The organism is Cupriavidus pinatubonensis, assembly GCF_019602855.1.
Lineage (GTDB): Bacteria > Pseudomonadota > Gammaproteobacteria > Burkholderiales > Burkholderiaceae > Cupriavidus > Cupriavidus pinatubonensis.
The window spans coordinates 2,747,218-2,770,671 of sequence record NZ_CP080767.1; the positions used below are offsets into that span (position 1 = coordinate 2,747,218).

General features: G+C 65.5%; 21 protein-coding genes and 1 tRNA gene. 13 read left to right on the forward strand and 9 right to left on the reverse strand.

The genetic code is table 11. The features are described 5' to 3' along the window. Window positions 1–14: 14 nt before the first annotated feature. The 4 genes from K2O51_RS25405 to K2O51_RS25420 all read left to right on the forward strand — a co-directional run bounded on the left by K2O51_RS25405 (window position 15) and on the right by K2O51_RS25420 (window position 2,193). Window positions 15–1,034 carry a class 1 fructose-bisphosphatase gene (locus tag K2O51_RS25405; RefSeq protein ID WP_011298595.1) on the forward strand — a complete coding sequence of 340 codons (1,020 nt, stop codon included), beginning with the start codon at window positions 15–17 and terminating at the stop codon, window positions 1,032–1,034. Between the two features lie 112 nt (window positions 1,035–1,146). Beyond that, window positions 1,147–1,222: transfer RNA gene (locus K2O51_RS25410), tRNA-Thr, on the forward strand. A gap of 102 nt (window positions 1,223–1,324) precedes the next feature. Next, window positions 1,325–1,693: a hypothetical protein gene (locus K2O51_RS25415; RefSeq protein ID WP_011298596.1), complete on the forward strand. Its 369-nt coding sequence runs from the start codon at window positions 1,325–1,327 to the stop codon at window positions 1,691–1,693. 167 nt (window positions 1,694–1,860) lie between these two features. After that, complete coding sequence (locus K2O51_RS25420) at window positions 1,861–2,193, forward strand: hypothetical protein (RefSeq protein ID WP_011298597.1); 333 nt, start codon at window positions 1,861–1,863, stop codon at window positions 2,191–2,193. A 271-nt stretch (window positions 2,194–2,464) separates the two neighbouring features. On the opposite strand, the gene K2O51_RS25425 is transcribed toward K2O51_RS25420, so the two are convergent. After that, window positions 2,465–3,133 (reverse strand): GntR family transcriptional regulator, encoded by a 669-nt coding sequence (locus K2O51_RS25425; protein ID WP_011298598.1) that lies wholly within the window; start codon window positions 3,131–3,133, stop codon window positions 2,465–2,467. A 372-nt stretch (window positions 3,134–3,505) separates the two neighbouring features. Here K2O51_RS25425 and K2O51_RS25430 point away from each other — a divergent pair, with 372 nt between their 5' ends. The 4 genes from K2O51_RS25430 to K2O51_RS25445 all read left to right on the forward strand — a co-directional run bounded on the left by K2O51_RS25430 (window position 3,506) and on the right by K2O51_RS25445 (window position 9,078). Next, on the forward strand, window positions 3,506–4,795 hold the full coding sequence (locus K2O51_RS25430) for an MFS transporter (protein WP_220630927.1): 1,290 nt from the start codon (window positions 3,506–3,508) through the stop codon (window positions 4,793–4,795). A 63-nt stretch (window positions 4,796–4,858) separates the two neighbouring features. Continuing rightward, a complete protein-coding gene (locus K2O51_RS25435; protein WP_140949849.1) occupies window positions 4,859–5,671 on the forward strand; it encodes a putative hydro-lyase in 813 nt (270 codons plus the stop codon). Between the two features lie 18 nt (window positions 5,672–5,689). Next, a complete protein-coding gene (pxpB, locus tag K2O51_RS25440) occupies window positions 5,690–7,351 on the forward strand; it encodes a 5-oxoprolinase subunit PxpB (RefSeq protein ID WP_220630928.1) in 1,662 nt (553 codons plus the stop codon). Further along, entirely contained in the window at window positions 7,348–9,078 is a 1,731-nt protein-coding gene (locus tag K2O51_RS25445) for an acetyl/propionyl/methylcrotonyl-CoA carboxylase subunit alpha (protein WP_220630929.1), read from the forward strand. Before pxpB ends, K2O51_RS25445 begins: the two co-directional genes overlap by 4 nt. A gap of 20 nt (window positions 9,079–9,098) precedes the next feature. Here K2O51_RS25445 and K2O51_RS25450 read toward each other — a convergent pair whose 3' ends face one another. From K2O51_RS25450 to K2O51_RS25465, 4 genes are all read right to left on the reverse strand, one after another. Next, window positions 9,099–10,655, reverse strand: a complete 1,557-nt coding sequence (locus K2O51_RS25450) for a methyl-accepting chemotaxis protein (protein ID WP_220630930.1) — start codon at window positions 10,653–10,655, stop codon at window positions 9,099–9,101. 336 nt (window positions 10,656–10,991) lie between these two features. Further along, complete coding sequence (locus K2O51_RS25455; RefSeq protein WP_011298604.1) at window positions 10,992–11,465, reverse strand: SRPBCC family protein; 474 nt, start codon at window positions 11,463–11,465, stop codon at window positions 10,992–10,994. Further along, entirely contained in the window at window positions 11,455–11,802 is a 348-nt protein-coding gene (locus K2O51_RS25460) for an ArsR/SmtB family transcription factor (protein ID WP_011298605.1), read from the reverse strand. Before K2O51_RS25460 ends, K2O51_RS25455 begins: the two co-directional genes overlap by 11 nt. A 320-nt stretch (window positions 11,803–12,122) precedes the next feature. Beyond that, complete coding sequence (locus K2O51_RS25465) at window positions 12,123–13,739, reverse strand: flagellar assembly protein A (protein ID WP_140949854.1); 1,617 nt, start codon at window positions 13,737–13,739, stop codon at window positions 12,123–12,125. A gap of 259 nt (window positions 13,740–13,998) precedes the next feature. On the opposite strand from K2O51_RS25465, the gene K2O51_RS25470 reads away from it, so the two are divergent. Next, window positions 13,999–14,832: a class I SAM-dependent methyltransferase gene (locus K2O51_RS25470; RefSeq protein WP_140949856.1), complete on the forward strand. Its 834-nt coding sequence runs from the start codon at window positions 13,999–14,001 to the stop codon at window positions 14,830–14,832. A 9-nt stretch (window positions 14,833–14,841) separates the two neighbouring features. Here K2O51_RS25470 and K2O51_RS25475 read toward each other — a convergent pair whose 3' ends face one another. Then, the gene (locus K2O51_RS25475) at window positions 14,842–15,432 is read right to left on the reverse strand and encodes a DUF1415 domain-containing protein (RefSeq protein WP_011298608.1); all 591 of its coding nucleotides are present in this window, start codon (window positions 15,430–15,432) and stop codon (window positions 14,842–14,844) included. 85 nt (window positions 15,433–15,517) lie between these two features. On the opposite strand from K2O51_RS25475, the gene K2O51_RS25480 reads away from it, so the two are divergent. Then, complete coding sequence (locus tag K2O51_RS25480; protein ID WP_140949858.1) at window positions 15,518–16,792, forward strand: TIGR03862 family flavoprotein; 1,275 nt, start codon at window positions 15,518–15,520, stop codon at window positions 16,790–16,792. On the opposite strand, the gene K2O51_RS25485 is transcribed toward K2O51_RS25480, so the two are convergent. Together K2O51_RS25485 and K2O51_RS25490 are read right to left on the reverse strand one after the other, a co-directional pair. After that, window positions 16,779–18,395, reverse strand: a complete 1,617-nt coding sequence (locus K2O51_RS25485; protein ID WP_220630931.1) for an NAD(P)/FAD-dependent oxidoreductase — start codon at window positions 18,393–18,395, stop codon at window positions 16,779–16,781. The genes K2O51_RS25480 and K2O51_RS25485 overlap by 14 nt on opposite strands. 120 nt (window positions 18,396–18,515) lie before the next feature. Next, a complete protein-coding gene (locus tag K2O51_RS25490; RefSeq protein WP_140949861.1) occupies window positions 18,516–18,881 on the reverse strand; it encodes a hypothetical protein in 366 nt (121 codons plus the stop codon). A gap of 177 nt (window positions 18,882–19,058) precedes the next feature. On the opposite strand from K2O51_RS25490, the gene K2O51_RS25495 reads away from it, so the two are divergent. From K2O51_RS25495 to K2O51_RS25505, 3 genes are all read left to right on the forward strand, one after another. After that, window positions 19,059–20,495, forward strand: coding sequence for an aminotransferase-like domain-containing protein (locus K2O51_RS25495; RefSeq protein ID WP_011298611.1), 1,437 nt, complete (start codon window positions 19,059–19,061; stop codon window positions 20,493–20,495). Between the two features lie 104 nt (window positions 20,496–20,599). Beyond that, window positions 20,600–20,773: a hypothetical protein gene (locus K2O51_RS25500; RefSeq protein WP_166487015.1), complete on the forward strand. Its 174-nt coding sequence runs from the start codon at window positions 20,600–20,602 to the stop codon at window positions 20,771–20,773. Between the two features lie 153 nt (window positions 20,774–20,926). After that, window positions 20,927–22,402 (forward strand): sensor domain-containing diguanylate cyclase, encoded by a 1,476-nt coding sequence (locus K2O51_RS25505; protein WP_041679678.1) that lies wholly within the window; start codon window positions 20,927–20,929, stop codon window positions 22,400–22,402. Window positions 22,403–22,471: 69 nt separating this feature from the next. On the opposite strand, the gene lpxO is transcribed toward K2O51_RS25505, so the two are convergent. Continuing rightward, complete coding sequence (gene lpxO, locus K2O51_RS25510) at window positions 22,472–23,374, reverse strand: lipid A hydroxylase LpxO (RefSeq protein ID WP_011298614.1); 903 nt, start codon at window positions 23,372–23,374, stop codon at window positions 22,472–22,474. Between the last annotated feature and the right edge of the window lie 80 nt (window positions 23,375–23,454).

Consider the following 23,454-nt stretch of genomic DNA (forward strand, 5'->3'; position numbering starts at 1 on the left):
CAAGGAGAACCATCATGACTCGCATCAGCCTGACCCGCTATCTGGTCGAGGAGCAGCGCAAGCACAACACGATCCAGCCCGAACTGCGGCTGCTGATCGAAGTGGTGGCGCGCGCCTGCAAGGCCATTTCCAACTCTGTCAACAAGGGCGCACTGGCCGGCGTGCTCGGCTCGGCCGGCACCGGCAATGTGCAGGGCGAAACCCAGCAGAAGCTGGACGTGATCGCCAACGAAGTGCTGCTCGACGCCAACGAATGGGGCGGCCACCTCGCCGCCATGGCTTCGGAAGAAATGGAATCGTTCTACGAGATTCCCAACCGCTATCCGAAGGGCGAATACCTGCTGATGTTCGACCCGCTCGATGGTTCGTCCAACATCGACGTCAATGTCTCGATCGGCACGATCTTCTCCGTGCTGCACATGCCCAAGCCCGGCCAGACCGTGACCGAGGCTGACTTCCTGCAGCCTGGCACGCACCAGGTCGCCGCCGGCTACGCCGTGTACGGCCCGCAGACCACGCTGGTACTGACCGTCGGCAACGGCGTGCACGTCTTCACGCTGGACCGCGAGGCGGGCAGCTTCGTGCTGACCCAGTCCGATGTGCAGATTCCCGAAGACACCAAGGAATTCGCCATCAACATGTCCAACATGCGCCACTGGGCCCCGCCCGTGCGCAAGTACATCGACGAATGCCTGGCAGGCGACGAAGGCCCGCGCGGCAAGAACTTCAACATGCGCTGGATCGCCTCGATGGTCGCCGACGTGCACCGCATCCTCACGCGCGGCGGCATCTTCATGTACCCGTGGGACAAGCGCGAGCCAGAAAAGGCCGGCAAGCTGCGCCTGATGTATGAGGCCAACCCGATGGCGATGCTGATCGAACAGGCCGGCGGCGCGGCCACCAACGGGCACATCCGCATTCTGGACGTGCAACCGGAAAAGCTGCACCAGCGCGTGTCGGTGATCCTGGGGTCGAAGAATGAGGTGGAGCGGGTTACGCGCTATCACCATGAGGCGGCTGGCCAGCAGGGCTGAGGCCCACAGGCCGTTCCGGTCCGCAAGGACGATCGGCCTGGCAAAAAAATGATTGCAGCGCCGTAATAGCGCTGCTATGATTGCGGGCTGTTCCAGTTCACCGGAACTTGTTGCCGAAGTAGCTCAGTCGGTAGAGCAGCTCATTCGTAATGAGAAGGTCGGGGGTTCGATTCCTCTCTTCGGCACCAAAAGAATCAAGCACTTAGCCCAGCCAGCCCGGTTGGGCTTTGTTGTTTCTGGGTGTCATGTAGCTGCCTGCGGTGCCCATGGGCACGAATGGAGAGCGCACAGTGAAATTCCTGAGAATCGCGGCGGCACTCGCCTGCCTGGCGTCAGCCGCTTGCACCACCACGGCCCCCCATTACTCCGGCCGCCAGATGTCAACGTATGACATGGCGACGGAGTACACGGTGGAATATGTGCCCGATGGCTTCACGCTCAGGGTCGACTACCGATACCTGCAATTCACGATGCTGCCCGGTACCGCCGCGGCCGAGTGCAAGGCAGTTGCCATCAATGTGGCCAACAGTCTGGCCGACAGAAGGCAGCGGCAGATCGAGCCAATCGATGAGCCACGCATCAAGCTGAACACCAGCAGGAACTGGTTCGGCAAGGTAACCACCTGCACCGCGACCGCGCCGGTCGTCTGGAAGCACTGAATTGCCGGCTGCGCGGAAGCACTATGCGTGCGACCGAAGCGGAACAGCCCCACCTCTTTGATATAGCGATTCGCGCCGGATGCAACGGTTACGAATGATTACAGGATTCACCCCTGTTTCTTCGCGCTGAACGGCTACAGTTACCGCCGTTCAGAGTCGAGACAGAGATGAAACACCTTGCAATCATCGCAGTACTAGCCGGTGGACTGAGCACCGCTGCCACCAGCGCCCAGGCGCGCGTGAATGTGGATATTGGCATCGGCATCCCCGGCGTCGTCTACGCCGAACCTGCCCCCGTCTATGTAGCGCCCCAACCGGTCTACGTCGCGCCTCAACCGGTTTATGTTGCGCCGCGGCCGGTTGTCGTCGCACCGGCGCCGGTCTATGCGCCCTATTGGCGCGAGCGCGGGCGCGACTACGACGATGATGATGACCGGGGCGGGCGGAAATGGCACGGGCATGGCCACGGGAAGCACGGGCACCACTGGGACGACGACTGATTCGCCGTGATGCCCCCCCCGAAATCACTGCAAAGCTATTGCCGTACTCGACGCGCCCACCAGTAACGGAAGGGATGATCGAGGTCCGGATAGAGCACCGGCCGGTCAAAGCAGCCGGCCCGCTCCATGAGGCAATGGGCGACAACGATTGCGCCCAGGTACAGTAGCAACTCAAGCATGGCAGCCACCCTCGTGACTTCAGTGGCCTGCCTTCATTCTAGTGCGCTGCAGCCCCCTGCCGCCCCCTGAAGGAACCGTCTCCAGCTCCGTTTCAGCGCGCGTTGAACACCGGATGCCGCGCACAGGCCGCGAGCACGATCCGCTCCGACTGTCCGAGATAGTCGTGAAGCGCCGTGGCCGCCTCGTCGAGCTTGCCGGCCTCGAACAGCTGCAGGATGCGACCGTTCATGTCCACATAAGGCGCGTGGAGGAACTCGGGATCTTGCAGCATCCCGAAGGCCAGTCGCAGTTCTGCGAGCAGGCGCGAGAACATCTCATTCAAGCGCTCGCTGTCCGCCAGTTCCACGATGGCCATATGGAATTCCATATTGGCCGACCCTACCCCCATCCAGTCGCCCTGGTCTCGGCATTGCGCCGCCAGTTCCACCGCCTTGCGCAGATGCTTCCCGGCCGGATGCCGCGGATACGCCTGCCGCAACGCCTGGCACTCGATCAGCCGGCGCACGCGGTAGATATCGATGATGGCCGCAATACTGGGAATCGCCACCGAGACACCGCGATTGGGCTCATGCTTGAGCAGCCCTTCCTTGGTCAGCAGCCGGAAGATCTCGCGCAAGGTATTCCGCGAAATCTGCAGGCTGTCGCTCAACGCCGCTTCCGACAAGCGCTGTCCGGGAGAAAACTCGCCATGCACGATCTTCTGGCGAATGTCTTCGGCCACACGTTCGGTCAGGTTCTTCGTGTCAGGACTGGATGTCATTTCGGGTGGAATTCACGTTGGCGGATCAGCCCCTGCGCGGGGCTCCGATCCTCGGCATGTTAGCGCACCTCCATGATCCCACCGCCCCGCTTTGATGAACGGAATGCACCACTTCGGTGACAAAGCGGCCCGCGTTGTCTGGCTAGGTGTATACCACAACAGAAAATCGCTCTCGATTGTTCAACAATATATTCACTCTGGTTGAGCTATATGTGAGTGATATACCAACATGGCACGCAGATTGCTAAACCGGACCACATGACCGCAGCGCTGTTACCCGGCGCCGCAGGCTGACCCGGACATCGTTGAGAAAGTGGGTGCACGACGACGTCCTCCCTACATCCGCCGTCTTCCTGGAAGGAGAACGCAACCATGTGGCTTAAGGAAACAAACCGAGAGGAACGCAGGACGCTCTTCGCCGCCTTCGTCGGCTATGGCGTCGATGCCTTCGACTACATGATCTACACGTTCATGATCCCGACCTTCATCCTGGTCTGGGGCATGACCAAGGCCGAGGCCGGCTACATTGCCACCGGCGCGCTGATCAGTTCCGCGATCGGCGGATGGCTGGCCGGCATCCTGGCCGACAAGTACGGCCGGGTCCGGATCCTCCAGCTCACGGTGCTCTGGTTCAGCCTGTTCACGTTCCTGAGCGGCTTCACCCAGTCGCCCGACCAGCTGTTCATCACGCGCATGCTGCAGGGACTCGGCTTCGGCGGCGAATGGTCCGTCGGTTCCGTCCTGATTGCCGAGATGATCCGCGCTCGCCATCGCGGCAAGGCCGTGGGGCTGGTGCAAAGCAGCTGGGCCGTGGGTTGGGGGATTTCCGCCATCGCCTTCTGGGCGGTCTACGCGCTGATCGATCAGCAACATGCGTGGCGCGTGCTGTTCTGGCTCGGCGCGCTGCCGGCCCTGTTCATCCTCTATATCCGCCGCAACATCAGCGAGCCGGAGGTGTACCGCGAGACCAAGGCCAAGCTCGCCCGCACAGGCGAAAGTAACAGCTTCACGCTGATCTTCAAGCCGGGCGTGCTGGGTGTCACGCTGATGGCAAGCCTGCTGGCTACCGGCATGCAGGGCGCCTACTACTCCGTCACGACCTGGTTGCCGACCTACCTCAAGATGGAGCGCCATCTCTCCGTGCTCAACACCAGCGGCTACCTGATGGTGCTGATCGCGGGGTCGTTCGCGGGCTACCTGACCAGCGCATGGCTGTCCGACCAGCTTGGCCGCAAGCGCTGCTTCATGCTGTTTGCCGTGAGTGCCGCGGTGCTCGTGACCTGCTACACCCAGTTGCCGATTACCGATGGAGCCATGATGGTGCTGGGCTTCCCGCTCGGCTTCTTCCTGTCGGGCATTTTCTCGGGCATGGGGGCCTATCTCACGGAACTGTTTCCCAGCCATATTCGCGGCTCCGGCCAGGGCTTTTGCTACAACTTCGGGCGTGCCGTGGGCGCGGTATTTCCCGCGATGATCGGCCACATGAGCACGTCGATGCCATTGGGCACGGCCATCGGTTACCTGGCCGCCGGCGCCTACACGCTGGTCGTGATTGCCTGCCTGCTGCTGCCGGAAACCCAGGGACGCGATCTGACCAACGACTCGGAGCCGTCGAATCCGCAATTGGCACCGGCCGGCGCCACGCAAGCCGCCGAGCATTGACCCGGGACGGCACGCGATTCGGCTGACCCATGTCTGCCCGCAACACGAAGAACGGATATCACCATGACAAACCACATGCTTGACGAGGTCCGCTCGGCCGCTGTCGCGGCGGCAAGGACCGCGCGCGAGAGTTATCGCGCCGGCAAGATCCAGCCCACGGCAGGCGTCGCGCCCGGCATGACGCAGGCCAACATGATCGCGCTGCCGCGCGACTGGGCGTGGGACTTCCTGCTCTACGCCCAGCGCAATCCCAAGGCGTGCCCGGTGCTCGACGTGATCGAAGCCGGTGCGCATCACACCGTTCTGGCCGAAGGCGCCGACATCCGCACCGACATTCCGCTTTACCGGGTGTGGCGCAATGGCCGGCTCGTGGAAGAGGTCGCCGACGCCACGCCGCTGTGGCAGGAGCACCCCGACCTGGTCACGTTCCTGATCGGCTGCAGCTTCACCTTCGAGACACCGCTGCTGGAAGCGGGCATCGAGGTGCGCCACATCACGGACGGGTCCAACGTGCCGATGTATCGCACCAATCGCCAGTGCCGCCCCGCCGGGCGCCTGCATGGCGAGCTGGTGGTGTCCATGCGGCCCATTGCCGCCAGCCGCATCGCCGATGCCGCCATGATTTCCGGACGCTTTCCGTCGGTGCATGGCGCACCGGTGCACGTGGGCAACCCCGAAGCGCTGGGCATCGCCGACATCCACCGCCCAGACTTTGGCGATGCGGTGCGCATCGAATCCGGCGAGATTCCTGTCTTCTGGGCCTGCGGTGTCACGCCGCAGGCCGCGGTGATGGCTTCGGGTGTTCCGTTCGCCGTGACCCATGCCCCGGGCCATATGTTCGTCACGGACGTGCCCGACAGTACCTATCACGTCTGATCGCTTGCGGAGTCTCAGTTGCGTTTCCTTCCTGTCTCACTGAACGCCGTGCTGGTGGAGCTGGCCGACCTGGACCAAACGCTGGCCCTGCTGGCCTCGCTGCAGCGCGATCCGCTTCCCGGCGTGGAAGAACTGGTCCCCGCCGCGCGCACGATCCTCGTGCGCTTTCGCCCCGCATCCTGTGGCCTGTCACAGCTAGTACACGCCATCTCCACGCGCAATGTGGCATCGCGCGCGCAGCGCGGCAGTACGCTGATCGAAATCCCCGTACGCTACGACGGCGAGGATTTGGCAGAGGTCGCGCAACTGCTGGGCATCACGCAAGAAGAAGTCGTGCGGCGCCACACAGGCAGCGAATACACCGTCGCCTTCACCGGCTTTGCACCGGGCTTTGCGTACCTGTCAGGCGGTCACCCGAGCCTCGATGTGCCGCGCCGCAGTACCCCGCGCACGCGCATTCCGGCCGGCGCGGTGGGCCTGGCCGGCACCTTCAGCGGCGTGTACCCGCAGGCCAGCCCCGGTGGCTGGCAGATCATCGGCGTGACGCCTGTTGCCATGTGGGACCTGGGACGCGAGCAGCCCGCGTTGTTGCAGCCTGGCTACCGCGTGCGCTTCGTCGATATCGCCACGCTGGATGCCACGGCGCAAGCCGCCATCCGGACCGAGACATTGCAAGGCACCGTCCCCGCACCCGCCAGCGACCGCACCCGCGACGCGCTGGCGCCAGGGCAGACCGCTCTGCAGGTCAAAGCGACCGGCCTGATGACCATGTTTCAGGATCTGGGCCGCCACGGCCAGGCAGGCCAGGGGGTCTCGGCCTCCGGCGCCATGGATCAGGCCGCCCTCAAGCTGGCCAACCGGCTCGTGGGCAATCCCAGCGACATTGCTGCGCTCGAGACCGTGGGCGGTGGCCTGCAACTGCAAAGCCTCGGCGAGACCGTGGTTGCCGTGACCGGTGCCGACGCGCCGCTGACGCTGCGCACGGCGGATGGCCGCCAGTGGAATCCGCCTTCCCATCAGGCGCTCGCGCTCGCCGACGGCGACGTACTGAGCATTGGCCAGCCCACCGCCGGGGCGCGCAGCTACGTGGCCGCGCGCGGCGGCTTTGCAGTCGCGCCCGTGCTGGGCAGTTGCGCCACCGACACGCTCGCCGGCGTGGGCCCCTTGCCGTTGGCCGTGGGAAATGTCCTGGGTCTGCACCCCGCATCGGCCGGCATGGTGGTGAGCGAGCCGGCCCTGCCCGCCGCGGATCTGCCCACGCTGGAACAGGAGGTGCTGCTCGATGTGGTCATGGGCCCCCGCACCGACTGGTTCACGCCTGAAGCCGTGGCACGCCTGGCCGCGCAGCGCTGGCAGGTGACGCCCCAATCCAACCGTGTCGGCCTGCGACTGGCCGGCGATACGCCGCTCGACCGCGCCATCGGCGGCGAACTGCCCAGCGAAGGCACGGCCCTGGGCGCGTTGCAGGTGCCACCGAGCGGCCAGCCGGTGCTGTTCCTGGCCGACCACCCGCTCACCGGCGGCTACCCGGTGATTGCCACGGTCGCCCCCTATCACCTCGACCGCGCTGGTCAGATCCCCGTGGGCGCCTGGCTGCGCTTCAACCCGATCCGCGCGTTTGAAGCACTCTCTCCGGCCGCCGCCCAGCGCGAAGCCGGCACCTTCCGAGATCTCCGATGAAAAAAGTCCTGATTGCCAACCGCGGCGAAATCGCCGTCCGCGTCGTCCGCGCCTGTGCCGACTACGGCGTGCAGTCCGTTGCCGTGTACGCCAACGCCGACATCGACGCCCTGCACGCGCGCATGGCCGACGAGGCCTACGGGCTCGATGGCGATCGCCCGGCGGACACTTACCTGAATATCGCCAAGCTGCTGGAGATCGCACGCAAGAGCGGTGCCGATGCCGTGCACCCCGGCTATGGCTTCCTGTCGGAAAGCGAGGCCTTTGCCCAGGCCGTGATCGACGCGGGCCTGCGCTGGATCGGCCCGTCTCCGGCCACCATCGCCAAGCTGGGCGACAAGGTCGAAGCGCGCAAGATTGCGCTGCAGGTCGGCGCGCCGCTGGTGGCCGGCACGCCCGATCCTGTCAAGGATGCCGGTGAGGTACTGGCCTTTGCCGAGCAGCACGGCCTGCCCATCATCATCAAGGCCGCATTCGGTGGCGGCGGTCGGGGCATGAAGATCGCATGGCGCATGGATGAGGTCGAGGAGCTCTATCACTCGGCGGTACGCGAAGCCGTTGCCGCATTCGGCCGGGGTGAATGCTTCGTCGAACAGTTTCTCGATAAGCCCCGCCATATCGAGGCCCAGGTGCTGGCCGACACCCACGGCCATGTCGTGGTGCTCGGCACGCGCGACTGCTCCCTGCAGCGCCGCAACCAGAAGCTCGTGGAAGAAGCCCCTGCGCCGTTCCTGACCGATGCGCAACGCGCGCGTATCCACATCGCCGCCCGCGACATCTGCGCCGCGGCGGGTTACACCAGTGCGGGCACCGTGGAATTCCTGCTTAGCGCGGGAGGCGCGATCTCCTTCCTGGAGGTCAACACCCGCCTGCAGGTGGAGCATCCGGTGACCGAGCAGACCACCGGCATCGATCTCGTCGTCGAGCAGTTGCGCGTGGCAGACGGCCTGCCGCTCACGATCACGGAAACGCCCGCACCGCTGGGCCACTCGATCGAATTCCGCATCAACGCCGAAGATGTCGGCCGTGGCTTTCTGCCGACGCCGGGCCCGGTACAGTGCTTCGAGCCGCCGTCCGGCCCGGGCGTACGCGTGGACGCGGGCGTGCAATCGGGCTCCGTCGTACCGGGCACGTTCGATTCGCTGATGGCCAAGCTCATCGTCACCGGGGCCACGCGCGAACAGGCGCTGACCCGTGCCCGCCGCGCGCTGCGCGAATTCCGGATCGAAGGCGTCGCCTCGGTGCTGCCGTTCCACCGCGCCGTGATCGACAACGCCGACTTCGTGGGCACCCATGGCTTCAACGTGCACACGCGCTGGATCGAATCCGATTTCGCCGAGCCGCTGGCCGCCGCCGTCCGTGCGGAGCCCCAGCCCGACAGCAGCCTGCTTCGCACTGCCATCGAGATCGATGGCCGGCGCGTCATGCTGGGCCTGCCGGCTCAACTGCTGGGCGGACTGGCCAATGCGCAGGCGGCAAGCCCGGCCACTGCGCCGGCCGAGGCCGCCGAAGCCGACGTCAGGGATGTGCCGGCCCCGGTCGCCGGCACCGTGCACGCCTGGAAGGTGGCCGACGGCGACGAGGTCAAGGAAGGGGAGCTAATCGCCGTCATGGAAGCCATGAAGATGGAGATGCAAGTCCACGCGCATCGTGCCGGCCGCATCGTGCTGCGCGCCGCAGCGGGCATCTTCATGGCCGCGGGCGTGCCGATCGCGACGATTGGCTGAGCCACCGCCGATCCGGTGGACTAGCTCGCCAGCACGTTCACCGCATCCTCCAGCGCCTGGGCCTGCTGCTTCAGCCCTGTCGCCGCCGCGGCCGATTCCTCGACCAGGGCCGCGTTCATCTGCGTGATGTGCGCCATCTGTTCCACCGCCGCGCTGGTCTGCTCGATCTCCACGCTCTGCCCGCGGCTGGCGTTGGCGATCGCGGAAATCGTTCGCGTCAGCGCCGACACCGACTGCTCCACGCGGTCCATCTCGCTGCCCGCGCTGATGGCAGCATCGCTGCTGGCCTGCACGACTTCGAGCGAGTTCTCGATCAGCGCCTTGATCTGCTTGGCAGCCGCTTCGGCGCGCTGCGCGAGCGATCGCACCTCACCCGCTACCACGGCAAAGCCACGGCCGTGCTGACCCGCGCGCGCGGCCTCGACCGCAGCGTTCAGCGCGAGCAGGTTAGTCTGGATGGCGATGTCGTCGATCACCGATGTGATCTCCGCGATCCTGCGGGACTGCGTGGTCACCTGCTCCATCAGCGAAGCCGAGCGGCGCACGCCGCCTGCCGCCGCCGACGCGGCGTCTGCAGTACTGCGACCTTCCTGATGCGCACGCTCCGCATCGCTCGCATTCTGCCGCGCGGTTTCGGTGATCTGCGCGAGCGTCGCCGTGGTCTGCTCGATGGCGCTCGCCTGCTGTTCGGTACGCTCCGACAGGTCGGCATTGCCGCTGGCAAGGCCGACTGAAGACTGCCACACGCGTTCGATCGAATTCCGGGTGTCCAGCAGCACGCCCACGAGCCGCGCGTTCATCTGGTTCAGGAAGCGGCCGAGCAGTCGTGTCTGCGCGTCGCCGCATTCGGGGAAGCGGTGCTGCAACTGTCCGGACAACACGGCGAGCGCGCTGCGGTTCAGGCGCATCACGGGCTGCAGGATGTTGAAGGCGAGGTAGCAAGCGGCAGCGCCGCACATCGCCACTGCCGCGCCCGCGAGCGACCACGTAACAACGGGCGGCGCCGTCCAGAGCGTTGCGCTCGCCGCGGCCAGCGCGATCAGGACGACTTGCGCGGCCTGTACCACGAGCAAGCGTGCCACCACAGGCAGCCTCAATACCCGCTGAACGACACCGGCCGCGCCCTTGCGGAAGGCCTCGCCGCCCGACAACCGCCAGCGCGACTGGGCGTCACGCTTCAGGTCGGCATAGAGCGTGGCCGCCGCCGTGACCTGTGCCTTCGTGGGCGCCGTTCTCACCGACAGGTAACCCGATGGCTTGCCGTCCTGGAACACAGGGGTGATATTGGCCAGCACCCAGTAGAAGCCGCCGTCCTTGCGCCGGTTCTTGACCACACCAGTCCACGGCGTCCCGCCTCGGATCGTGGCCCACATATCGGCGAATGCGGCAGCCGGCATGTCGGGGTGGCGGACAATGTTCTGCGGCTGGCCAATGATTTCGGCACGGTCGTAGCCACTGCTGCGAAAGAACGCCTGGTTGGCGTATTCGATATTGCCTTGCGCATCGGTCCTGGTGATGATGACTTCGTCCGATGGCAAGCGGTATTCGTTGTCGGTGACCGGAAGATTCAATCTCATGATGCTGGTTGTCTGTGCTGTTGCAACCTTGACTCCGACTTCGCTGCGGAAGTCGCCCCTGATAGTTCCCGCCCGGCCGGCATTGCCTGGCCGCGGGCGAGTATTCCCGAAGGACTGCCTCAGGACGATAGGTCCGCTTCGAACATCGCCGCGGTTTGACGGTGCGCAAAGGAACGCAACACCTACCCCTTCCGACGGATTGCATTCACGCGCGCATTGACCGGACTGGAACACCGGCACATGGAAAGAAAAAGGCCTCGGAAGCACGAAGCTTCCAAGGCCTTTCTCTGTCTGCGGCAACCAACACCAGCACTGAAGCCAGTGCTGTCTCAGCCGCTATTTCAACGACTGCGCATACGCTTCGAGCTGGGTGATGCAGGTTCCCCATCCGTCAAAGAATCCCATCTCCTCATGCTGGTCGCGCGAAGCCTTGTCCTTGTGCAGGACCCTGGCCACGTAGCGCGTATGTTCGCCCTCGTCGTCCATGGTGATGTAAGCGGTCATCGGCAGCCACGGGTTATCCGCCGGGCGCCACTGCGCAACCAGTGCCGTGGTCCAGACGATGCGCGAGCGCGGCACCACATCGAGGAAGGAACCCGGGTTGTCGCTGATGCCGCCATCGGGGCCGCGCATCAGCGTGTGGAAGGCGCCGCCCGGGACGAGGTCGAAGGCCAGGACTTCAGTCGTCCACGGCTTCGGGCACCACCATTCCTTCAGGTGGCTCGGGTCGGTCCAGGCTTTCCAGACGAGGTCCCGCGGCGCTTTCAGCAAGCGCGAAATTTCGAGGTCGAGATCCTGCTTACTGCTCATTACGAGTCTCCTTGGCATGCAGCGCTTCCACGTAGTCAGCCAGGCGATCGGTGCGCGCTTCCCAGATCGCCCGCTGTTCCGCCATCCAGGTCTCGGCGGCCTGCAACGTTGCCGGTTCCAGCTCGCACATGCGCACGCGGCCCTGCTTGTGCGAGCGCACCAGCCCGCTGCGCTCGAGCACGCTCAGATGCTTGAGGAACGATGGCAACGCCATGGCAAACGGCGCCGCCAGCTCCTTGACCGAGGCGGCGCCCAGTCCGAGCCGTGTGACGACGGCGCGACGCGTGGGGTCTCCCAACGCGAGGAAGACCTGGTCGAGCGGAAAACAGTTAGCCATAAGGCTAACTATATAGGCAAACACATCGACGTCAAGGTCGGCGATGGCCGACAGCGAAAATGCGGGAGTCAGCGAAGATCAGGCAACCGCACGTTGGCCAGGCGGGCAACGCGCAGAAGTACGAAGGCCAGCCCGTGGGCTGGCCTTCCATGATTCAGTGCCACGTGAGTCGGTTCCGTGTAACGCTTCTACAGATTGCTGGTCCGCTTCTGCATTCACTGCCCAACACTAGCCATCGCCTATCCTGCGGCACCCCAGGACACGACTGCAGCTTAGTACAAATTCCGGCAGATGGTATCCATCGGATGCCGCCATGCCGGTCAGGTCACTGCGATGCGGTCATCCACGAGGCGGATGTTGCCGCCAGGCTTGTCTTCCATCACCTTGAGCACCCGGTTGCCAACCTGCAGCGTAACGCCGCCGTGGATACGCCGGCCGGCCTCGATGACCGCGCCAGCGGCGGGGTTCATCTGCGCGCCCAACTCGGCGATCTTCGCGTCGAGATCGAACAGGTCGCTCGATGACTTGAACAGCGTGGCGCGCGCCTTCTCGCGCAGATCGCCCACCGCGCGTTCCGGGTGCTTGGCAAAGAAGGCCACCAGCTGCTTGACCTTGTTCTGCTCTTCCAGCAGGCGCCGGCGCTCCGCCTCCAGCGCGGCGCGCTGGGCATCCGCATAAGGGTTCAGTCCGACCTGCACGATGGTGGCGCTTCCCGCGGGCGCGCCGAGCACGGCCGCACGCACGCCCAGCAGCGCACGGCTGCGCCCGCCGCTGATGCTGCCCATGCCGCTGGTGCCGCCCACGACGATGCGCTCGCCCGCCGCCACATCGCTCTGGCGGATGCCACTTTCCACGGCCACCTCGGTGCCGGCCTCGACAACCGCGTTCTCGATGAAGCGCGCCTGGACGGCGCCCTGGCAGCGCACGCTCGCGCGGCTGATGGTGCCGCTCGGTTCCGCATGCCCGGTTTCGGACTTGCCGATGATGCCGCCCTTGACCACGATGCTGCCGCCGGCCTCGATCGTCGCGGCTTCGATCGTGCCCTCCACGAGCACGTCGCCCGTGACCTTCACCGACATGCCGGTGCGGATATCGCCGGAGACGCGCAGCGTGCCGTCGAACGCCACATTGCCCGAATGCAAGTCCACGGATTCCACCTGCACTACGGGGCTGACGGCGATGCCATGCATGCCCACCACCGGAGCACCGGCAAGGACCGCCACGAGCAGGTTCGGATCGTTGGGATCAGCAGCGGCGCCGGTCAGGCCTTCGGCAAACGGCGTGTCCTCGACAGGATCGGCAGGCAGCGCCTTGCCAAAGACGTCGACGCCGTCATTGCCCGGCTCGGCCGGTATGCGGCGCATCAGCGGCGTGCCGGGGCTGACCAGCATCAGGTTGCCCAGCTCGCGCAGATCCATGGGGGCATCGTCGTCGGACTGTACCGGCTTGCGCGGCTCCAGCAGGTTGACGAAGCGCGCCGGCTGGCCCTGCCTGGGCGCCATGCCCGCGGCAATCTCACGCAGCTCGCAGCTCCGTTCCGCCAACGCGGCTTCGAGCACCAGCGCCTTGATCTGGGCGGTTACGCCGCGTTCGGCGACGGCGCTCCGGATCTCGGCCTCGGTCACCGGGCGGCCACCTTCGGGGCGCATCAGCGTCAGGCGAACGGCCAGGCCGTCGTCGCTGATGTCGAGTTCAAAGGCACCGTCAATCAGCGCGCCGACCGTGGCATCGATTTCGCGATCGGCCTGCTGGCACTGGCTCAGGAATTGCGCGACGGCGCGCTGGTCCAGCCTGGCTTCGCTCCAGCCATGGCTGGCCAGGCATTCGCGGAATGCGGTGTGATCGGGCGGCATCCGCCCCGCTTCGGGCACGTAGCACGCACGCACCTGCTCGCCCGGCTCGCTAAGCTCCAGGCGCAACCCCGACTCGTGACTCATGAGTCCCCCAAACTGTTCTTTTGTGCAGCGGGCCAGTCCTCTGTCGCCGCTGGCAAGGCGCAGCGGCGCAGGCTGGCGTGGACGTGCGCCACCCCCGCTTGTTGTCAATGGATTACCTACGGCAATTCACAATAAAACTTGAGGCAAAACAAACCCGGGACTTGCGGCCCTGCCGTCACCAGATGCGCGGACTGTGCCGGCGTTTTCGGTAAACTGTCGGTCTTCGAGGCGTTTGCCGCCTCCCGCATTCCCCGCAGTCATGCCAAATACCCACGAAATCCGCCCCGGCCAGTCGATCGAGCTGCTCAAGGAACTCCATATCCTGACGCGCGACGGCAAGATGAACCAGGACAGCCGGCGCAAGCTCAAGCAGGTCTACCACCTGTTCCAGTTCATCGAACCGCTGCTGCAGGAGGTCAAGGCCGAGCGCGACGCCGTCACGCTTGTCGACCACGGCGCCGGCAAGTCGTATCTCGGCTTCATCCTGTACGACCTGTTCTTCAAGACCCTGCACGACCAGTCGCACATCTTCGGCATCGAAACGCGTGAGGAACTCGTGCAAAGCTCGAAGGCGCTGGCTGAGCGCCTCGGCTTTCCGGGCATGTCCTTCCTGAACCTGTCCGTGGCGGACTCCATCACCTCGCCGGCGCTGCCCGAGACCGTCGACGTGGTCACGGCGCTGCACGCGTGCAACACAGCGACTGACGATGCGATCCGCTTCGCGCTGGCCAAGCGCGCTCGGCACATCGTGCTGGTGCCGTGCTGCCAGGCCGAGGTAGCAAGCGTGCTGCGCAAGAACAAGGGCCGCCTGCTCGCCGGCAATCCGCTCACCGAAATCTGGCGGCATCCGCTGCATACGCGCGAATTCGGCAGCCAGGTGACCAACGTGCTGCGCTGCCTGCAACTTGAGGCGCACGGCTACCAGGTCAGCGTGACCGAGCTGGTCGGCTGGGAACACTCGATGAAGAACGAGCTGATCATCGCCCAGTTCAAAGACCTGCCGCGCCGCCGCCCTGCCGAGCGGCTCGAAAACGTGCTGGGTACGCTCGGCCTCGAAGAGATGCGCGAGCGGTTCTTCACTGCGCCTGCGTAGGCCGCAGCGTTACTCGTCCGTCTTGCGCGGCGCGGCTGCGTCGTCGTCGCCATCCATCCAGCGCTGCCAGCCTTCATGGCCAAGGCGGCGCACGGTTTCCATATTGCGCTCGTAGATATCGGCCGCGTCGGGGAATGCGTCGGCCGCACGCGCAATGCTGTCCTCGCGCAGCAGATGCAGGATCGGATACGGCGCGCGGTTGGTGTAGTTCTCGATATCGTCCGGCTCCGTGCCGTCGAACTGGTACTGGGGATGGAAGCTCGCAATCTGCAGCGTGCCTTCCAGGCGCAGGCTTTTCAGCAGGCGTTCGGCGAAATAGAGAAAGTCGTTGTAGTCGATGAAATCGGCCAGCGCATCGGGCACGATCAGCAGCGTGGTATCGACCCGCGCCGCGTCGGTCTCGGCCAGCAGCTTCAGTTCGCGTTCCAGGTCGTCGAGCACATCAGGCGCTTCCGTCGCGGTGCTGACCACGTAGCGGACCTGCTCCTTCACATACACGCTCTTGGCAAACGGACAGAGATTGAGCCCGATCACCGCGCGCGCGAGCCAGTGGCGCGTGGCGGCAATGACGGCGTCGGGATGGCTGGCGGAGGACGGCATGGCGGCAAGGCAGGGACAAAGCACCATTTTAGCGCTCGCGCACGCTCTATAATCCGCGGCGTAGTGCGCCCTCCTCTCTATTGCCATGCCGTCCACCGATATCCCGTCCTCCACGCCCACCATCCTTCCGGTCGAAGCCGCCGTGATCGGTGGCGGCCCTGCAGGCCTGATGGCGGCCGAGGTGCTGGCGTCTCGCGGCGTGCGCGTGCATGTGTTCGATGCCATGCCGTCGGTGGGCCGCAAGTTCCTGATGGCCGGCAAGAGCGGCATGAACCTCACGCACGCCGAGCCCGAGCCGGCATTCACCGGGCGTTATGGCGAACGTGCGGATGTCATCGCGCCAATGCTCGCGGATTTCGGCGCGCAAACGCTGCGCGAGTGGGTACACGGGCTCGGCATCGAAACCTTCGTCGGCAGTTCAGGCCGCGTCTTTCCGACCGACATGAAGGCCGCGCCGATGCTGCGCGCGTGGCTGCATCGCCTGCGCGACAGCGGCGTGGAGTTCCATATGCGGCACCGCTGGGTCGGCTGGACGGACGATGCATCGCGCGCGCTGCGCTTCGCCACGCCGCAAGGCGAACAGCACGTGCAGGCGAACGCCGTGATCCTCGCGCTCGGCGGTGCAAGCTGGGCGCGACTCGGTTCGGATGGTGCATGGGTGCCGCTGCTGGCGCAGCATGGCGTCGATATCGCCGCGCTGCGGCCGGCGAACTGCGGTTTCGACGTGGCGTGGAGCGCGATGTTCTCCGAGCGCCATGCCGGCAACCCGGTCAAACCCGTCGCGCTCGCCGTGACCGACGTGAACGGCAACGCGCACTACCGGCAGGGCGAGTTCGTGATCAGCGCCGGTGGCATCGAAGGCAGCCTGGTCTATGCGCTGTCCGCGCCGATCCGTGATTTGATCGAGCGTGATGGTGAAGCGGTGGTTCACCTGGATCTGCTGCCCGACCGGGACGCGCAGCGCGTGCTGGCCGAGGTATCGCATCCGCGTGGCTCGCGCTCGCTGTCGAGCCATTTGCAGAGCCGGCTAGGCATTACGGGCGTGAAGGCCGGGCTGCTGCGCGAGTGCCTGTCGAAGGAAGCAATGCATGACATGGTCACGCTGGCGGCCGCTATCAAGGCTTTGCCGCTGCGCCTGTTGCGTGCGCGGCCCATCGATGAAGTCATCAGCAGCGCAGGCGGCGTTCGCTTTGAAGCGATGAACCCGCACCTGATGCTCAATGCGCTTCCCGGCGTGTTCTGCGCCGGCGAGATGCTGGACTGGGAAGCGCCGACCGGCGGCTATCTGCTCACGGCGTGCTTCGCGAGCGGCCGCACCGCCGGTCAGGGCGCGGCCGACTGGCTGATCAGCGGCCGTTGACGATGGCCAGGGCCACGGCCTCGGCCACTTCGATGCCGTCGATCGCGGCGGAGTAAATGCCGCCTGCATAGCCGGCACCCTCGCCTGCGGGATACAGGCCTTCGACATTCACGCTCTGGTAGTCCGCCTTGCGCTCGATGCGCAGCGGCGACGACGTGCGCGTCTCTACGCCGGTCAGCACCGCGTCGTGCATCGCGAAGCCGGCGATCTTCTTGTCGAGTTCGGGCAGCGCCTCGCGGATCGCTTCGATGACGTAGTCGGGCAGCGAGGTGCTGAGGTCGGTCGGCGTCACGCCCGGCTTGTACGACGGCTCCACCGAACCGAGCGAGGTCGACGGACGGCGCGCGATGAAGTCACCGACGAGCTGGCCCGGTGCGCTGTAGTTGCGGCCGCCAAGCTCGAACGCGCGCTCTTCCCACTTGCGCTGGAACTCGATGCCGGCCAGCGGGCCGCCGGGATAATCGTCCGGCGTAATGCCCACCACGATGCCCGCGTTCGCATTGCGCTCCGCGCGCTTGTACTGGCTCATGCCGTTGGTCACCACGCGGCCCGGTTCCGAAGCTGCCGCGACCACGGTGCCGCCCGGGCACATGCAGAAGCTGTAGACCGCACGGCCGTTGCTGCAGTGATGCACGACCTTGTAGTCGGCCGCTCCAAGCAGCTTGTTGCCGGCAAACTTGCCGAAGCGGCTGCGGTTGATCAGCCCTTGCGGATGCTCGATACGGAAGCCCAGCGAGAACGGCTTGGCTTCCATGAACACGCCGCGGTCATGCAGCACGTGGAAGGTATCGCGCGCGCTGTGGCCGACGGCCAGGATAACGTGCTCGGCCGGCAGGTAATCGCCGGTGGAAAGCTTCAGGCCGTGCAGCTTGCCCTGTTCGATGTCGAAGTCATCGACGCGAGTCTCGAAGCGGACTTCGCCGCCAAGCTCGCGGATCTCCGCGCGCATCTTCTCGACCATGCTGACCAGTCGGAACGTGCCGATGTGCGGGCGCGCCTTGAACAGGATGTCTTCCGGCGCGCCGGCGCGCACGAACTCGTTGAGCACCTTGCGGCCATAGTGCTTCGGATCCTTGATCTGGCTGTACAGCTTGCCGTCCGAGAACGTGCCTGCGCCGCCCTCGCCGAACTGCACGTTCGACTCCGGGTTGAGCACGCTCTTGCGCCACAGGCCAAAGGTGTCCTTGGTGCGCTCGCGCACTTCCTTGCCGCGTTCGAGGATGATCGGGCGGAAGCCCATCTGCGCGAGCAGCAGCCCCGCAAGCAGGCCGCACGGGCCCATGCCGATCACGACCGGACGCGGCGTGTTACCGCCCTGCGGCGCCTGCGCAACGAAGCGGTACGCCATATCGGGCGTGACGCTCCAGTTCGGCTTGCCCGCCATGCGACGGATGGCGGCGGGCTCGTCCTTCACCTCGATGTCGATGATGTAGGTGAACTTGATATCGGCGCGCTTGCGCGCGTCGTGCGCGCGGCGGAACACGGTGTATTGCACAAGCCCATCGCCCTTCACGCCGATCTGGGCCAGCGCGCTGCGCACGGCACGATCGAGATCGTCTTCGGTGTGTTCGAGGGAGAGCTTGAGTTCGGAAAGGCGAAGCATGGAAACCTGCGAGGATGCGACCACAGTGGTGGCCGGAACGACCGCGTCACCCGTGCCACGTGGCATCAGGAGCGGGCCAGAAAAGGGCACCGGCCGTGCAAAGCCGGCCGGTGCGCCATTCTATCGGGTTTCCGCTTCGACAGGGCTGGTGGTGGCCTGCCATTGGCGGCGGTGTAGTCGTGCAAGCAGTCCATTCCACAAGCGCTGCCAGGCGCCCGGCCCGGGTGCATGCAACATCACCTCTGCGGCACCCGATGCGGAAACAATGATCCATCCGCTCTCGCTGACGACGATCACGTCGCCGGCAGTCAGCGAGTGCCTCAGCGCGAAGGCTCCGACAGCGGCCCACTGCGGCGGCAATGTGATCTTGACTCGTCCTTGGGCCACATGGAGGACGGTGCCGCGTGCAGCATGGCGGCGCAGGGCTTGCCCCGGGCCAAGCGTGTAGCGAAGCGGAGGCATAGGATGGGAAGTCGGGGCTGGCATGAGCGGCTCCTGGGCAGGGTTCAGACAGGGTCCAGCGTATCGGCGCCCCCTTCCCCCACACAGCCACAACAGACCCAGCCGCGGACCGGAACAGTGCAGGTTTTTTCTGTCTGTTACGATGCAGATGCCTGCCGTCTGTATCTGTTCACGCGCCCGCCCGCCGGGCGATCATGCGGCATGGACTCCGCCCCGCTCTACCAGCAACTCGCCGACCAGTACCGCCACGCCATTCGCGCCGGCACGCTGGCGCCGGGGCATCGCATGCCGTCCGTGCGTGCGCTCATGTCTACCCATGACGTAAGCCTGTCGACCGCGCTGCAGGCGTGCCGGCTGCTCGAAAGCGACGGCCTGCTCGAAGCCCGGCCTCGCTCGGGCTATTTCGTGCGGACGACTACGCCGCTGCGCCTGGCGCCCATCACCGAACCGGCGCCCACGCTGCCCGATCCGGCGCAGTACATCGGCATGCACCAGCGGATCTCGTCCGTACTCGCGCGCAGCCAGCAGGATCCGTCGACCTTCAGCCTCGGCGGCGCCCGCGGCGCGCCCGCGCTCTATCCGCTTGCCGCACTCCAGCAAGCGGCCGGACGCATCCTGCGGCGCGATCCCACGCTCTTCGGCGAAGCCGCCGCCCCAGGCGGCCACCCAGCATTGCGCGCCGCATTGGCGCGGCTGGCGCTGCGGCACCGCTTCACCCTGTCGCCCGATGAAGTGCTGATCACGCACGGCTGTACCGAGGCCTTGCAACTGGCGCTGCGTGCCGTCGCCGGTCCCGGCGATGTGATCGCCGTGGAATCTCCGACCTATTACGGCCTGCTCCAGATCCTGGAAAGCCTGGGCATGCGCGCGCTGGAGATTCCGTGCAGCGCGCAGACCGGACTCTCGCTGGAAGCGCTGGAACTGGCCGTGCGCACCTACGACAACATCCGCGCCGTGGTCGCCATGCCGAATTTGCAGAACCCGCTAGGCTCGATCATGCCGGACGCGCACAAGAGCCGGCTCGTGCAATGGTGCGAGGACCACGGCGTGCCGCTGATCGAGGACGACTGCCTGTCCGGCACCGCCGACTTCGACACGCCGCTGGCCGCAGCGAAAGCATGGGACCGCACCGGCAACGTGATCTACTGTTCGTCCGTTCACAAGACCCTGGCGCCCGGCGTGCGGCTGGGCTGGATCGCCGGCGGCAAATGGCATGCGCGCGTGGAGATGCTGAAGTTCGCGCTGTCGCGTCCCAACGAAATGCTGTCGCAGGCGGCGGTCGCCGAGTTCATGGCCGCTGGCGGCTATGAGCGGCACCTGCGGCGCTTGCGCGTGGCCCTGCGCCAGCAGCGCGAATGGACAGCGCAGGTGATCGCGGCGAGCTTCCCCACCGGCACCCGGCTGACGCTGCCGCGCGGCGGCTTTCACCTGTGGGTAGAGCTGCCGCCAGGCGTAGCGTCGGAAGCCGTGTTCGAGCACGCACTGCGGGAGGGCGTCTACGTCGCTCCGGGCCTGATGTTCTCCAATTCCCCGCGCTGCGACGGCTTTATCCGCATCAATTGCGGCACGCCGCGTTCCGCACAAGTCGAGCACGCGCTCGCTACCCTGGCTGCAGTGGTTCATCGGCTGGCGGCATAGTCGGTGCGTCGGAATCTCACGAGACCCTGATGCAGGACAAGTCGGTCTGGCGGGCAAGCCGATACCATCGCGTGATCCCCTTCCCGGCTTGACCAGGCCGCGCCATGTACGAACCCGACGCCCCCCACTCCTTGCTTCAGAACGAATTGCGTGCCCTTGCCCCGGTGCTGACCGAGGGCTCCCTGCTCCAAGCCATCGCCCTCCAGTTGCTCGCCGAAAGCGAACAGGCTGCCAGCCGGCAGGTGATCGTCCGCGTCGAGCACGTCCTGGCCGCCTGATTCAGCGGCACTGCCGTGGCCCGCGGCGTCCCCTCCCCTTTTTGCAACACCGCTCCCTTTTTCGTTTGCGCTGCCCTATCCTTGTCCGCTGGCGCGGCTGACGGGGCCGCCGCAGCACCACAGCGATCAACGGGAATACAAGAAGAAGGGAGAATGGCCTTGCGCAGTGCAACCGCCGCGTCGTGCGTCGACGATGACTACCAAACCCTGTTTCAACTCGCGCCGGTCTCGCTCTGGCTGGAAGACTTCAGCGCCGTGCGCCAGCACTTCGAGCGGTTGCGCGCCGAAGGCGTGACGGACTTGCGGGCCTACCTGCGGGCCAATCCGGATGAAGTCGCGCACTGCTCGTCGCTGATCCGCGTGATCGCGGTGAACCGCCGTACGCTCGACCTGTTCCGCGCGGCCGACCTGGCCGACCTGGTCGCCAATCTCGACACCGTGTTCCGCGACGACATGTTCGACCAGCACGTCGAGGAACTCGGCCAGCTTTGGGACGGCGGCAACCGCTTCGCAAGCCAGACCGTGAACTACACGCTCGAAGGCGAGCGCCTCGACATCCGGCTCGAAGCCACCGTCATGCCCGGGCATGAAGCCACGTGGGAACGTGTGCTGCTGTCGATCGAGGACATCACGGCGCGCGTGCGCACCGAACGCGACCTGCGCCGCAGCGAGCAATACGCGCTGGGGCTATTCGAGCATTCGCCGGTGTCGCTGTGGGTGGAGGACTTCAGCGTCGTGAAGATGCTGCTCGACGAAGTGCGCGCGGCCGGCATTACGGACTTTCGCACTTTTCTCAACGTGCATCCGGATTTCGTCTCGCGCTGCATGCAGGAAATCCGCGTGCTCGACGTCAACCAGCAGACGCTGCTGATGTTCGGCGCCGAATCGAAGGAAATCCTGCTCTCGCGGCTGGGCGACGTGTTTCGCGACGACATGCGCATCCACTTTGCCGAGCAACTCATCGACCTGTGGCACGAGAAGCTGTGGCAGCAGCGTGAGGTCATCAACTACGCGCTGGACGGTCGTTCTGTCGACGTCTTCATGCAATGGTCGGTGTTCCCCGGATGCGAGCAGGAGTGGGACCAGGTGCTGGTGTCGCTGACCGACATCACGGCCCGCAAGAAGGCGGAGGCCTATGTCGAATTCCTGGGCAAGCACGACGTCCTGACCAAGCTGTACAACCGCGCTTTCTACGAAGATGAACTGGCCCGCCTGGGCCGCAAGGGCCCGTGGCCGGTCAGCGTGGTTGCCGTGGACCTGAACGGGCTCAAGACGGTCAACGACCAGTTCGGCCATGGCGATGGCGACGCCCTGCTGCGGCGCACCGGCGAGGTACTCAAGAAGGCCGTGGGCGAACAGGTCTGCGTGGCCCGCATTGGCGGCGACGAGTTCATGGTCCTGCTGCCCGGCCGCGACGAACGCGGCGCGGCGACGGTGGTGGAGCAGATCGAAAAGGTTGTGGAACTGAACAACCAGTTCTACCCGGGAACAGCGCTCAGTTTCTCGATCGGCCATGCCACCTGCCACCAGGGCGAACGCCTGAGCGACACGGTCAAGATCGCCGACAGCCGCATGTACGAGGCCAAGCGCGCCCACTACGAAGGCCTGGGGGATCGCCGGGGGGATTGATCGGCAGCCTCATCGCAAAAGAGCCGGCAAATGCCGGCTCTTTTCGTATCCGCACCGGTCTGCCGGTGCTTACAGGTAGATGATCAGCGCGATGCCCGCGATGATCAGCCCGAACTTCGTCACGTAGTACAGCTTGCGGTTCCACGCCTTGTAGCGGCGCCGATACTGCCCGGCCAGCCAGACGAAACGGAACAGCTTGTTGATCATGCCGGTCTGGTCGTTCTCGTCATTGGGCGAGCTTGCCGCGGTCATGACCTTGCGGCCCAGCCAGTGGTTGATCTTGCTGGCCCAGCCAAAACGCATCGGGCGTTCGATATCGCAGAACAGGATCAGGCGGTTGGCATCGCTCTTGTTCTCGGCCCAGTGCAGGTAGGTCTCGTCGAACACCACGCCCTGCCCGTCGCGCCAGCTATGGCGCTCGCCATCGACTTCGATGAAGCAGCGGTCGTCGTTCGGCGTGGCCAGGCCCAGGTGATAGCGCAGCGAACCGGCGAACGGGTCGCGGTGCGGGTTGAGCTTGCCGCCCGGCGGCAGTTCCGCGAACATCGCGGCCTTCACGCTGGGGATATCGCGCAGCAGCGACACCGTCTTGGGGCACAGCACTTCGGCCGACGGATGCTGGGCTTCGTACCACTTCAGGTAGAAGCGCTTCCAACCGTTCTTGAAGAACGAGTTGAAGCCAGCGTCGTCGTTCTTCTCGGCAGCCTTGATCTTGCGCATCGCGGCCAGGGCCAGGCCCTCGTCACGGATCTCCGGCCAGGCGGCACGGATCCGTTCCAGATCGGGGAAGCGTTCGACCGGAATATACGGCGTGCGCGGCACGCCCGAAAACGCGTACATGAAGCAGTTGACCGGCGCAACGAGCGCCGAATGGTCGAGCAGCTGTCGCCAGATGCGCAGCCGGGCCTTGCCACGGAAATGCACATACAGGATGGCGCCGAGATACCCGGCGACGATTATCCACTTGATCACCCGAAGTTCTCCAAGGAGCCAGGGACCGCGCGCGTAGTCACGCCGCCGGCCGTGGCCAAAACGCGTATTTTAAGCGAAAT